This window comes from Arthrobacter sp. GCM10027362 (genome assembly GCF_042679445.1).
GTDB lineage: Bacteria > Actinomycetota > Actinomycetes > Actinomycetales > Micrococcaceae > Crystallibacter.
This window is the reverse complement of record NZ_JBHTML010000444.1, coordinates 1-633: the sequence shown is the minus strand read 5'-3', so window position 1 is coordinate 633 and position 633 is coordinate 1. Positions and strand designations below refer to the sequence as shown.

At 73.9% G+C, this 633-nt stretch carries 1 pseudogene; it reads left to right on the top strand.

The window, feature by feature from the left end:
* Window positions 1-633: pseudogene (locus ACFQ36_RS23265) on the top strand (hypothetical protein); the annotation flags it as partial.

Genomic DNA, 633 nt, shown 5'->3' with positions numbered 1-633 from the left:
ACGCGGCCGGCGGCGGCGTTCCCGCCGCGGAACGGCCGGCCGCGGCGCCGGCCCCGGCCTGGGTGTTTCCCTTCGACAAGCCGCCGGCCCCGGCCGAGGACGGGAACCAGGCCCTGGCGGTGAACACCGAGGACGGCTCGGTGGTCTACGACGTCGCGTTCGCCCTGGTCTGGGCCGGGGACGGGCCGGTCGATGCCACCAACGGGGCCTACGCCTTCGCCAGCTGCACCGGCTGCACGGCCGTCGCCGTCGGCTTCCAGGTGGTCCTGGTCCTGGGGCAGGCCGACGTCGTCGTGCCCGAGAACCTCTCCGCCGCGGCGAACTACAACTGCGTCGACTGCCTCACCTACGCCCTGGCCAGCCAGCTGGTCACCACCCTCGACGGGCCGCTCAGCGAGGCCGGCATGGCCGAACTGTCCGCCCTCTGGGAGCAGATCGCCGAATTCGGGCGGAACCTCGGGGACTATCCCCTGTCCGAAATCCAGGGCCGGCTCAACGGGTTCAAGGCGCAGATCCTGGACACCATCGAACGCGACCCCGGCGCGGGCAGCGGCGGCAGCACGGACGCCGGCACCGGTCCAACGCCCGGGCCAACCACCGCACCCGAGCCCGGCGGGACGGCGGCACCGGAGG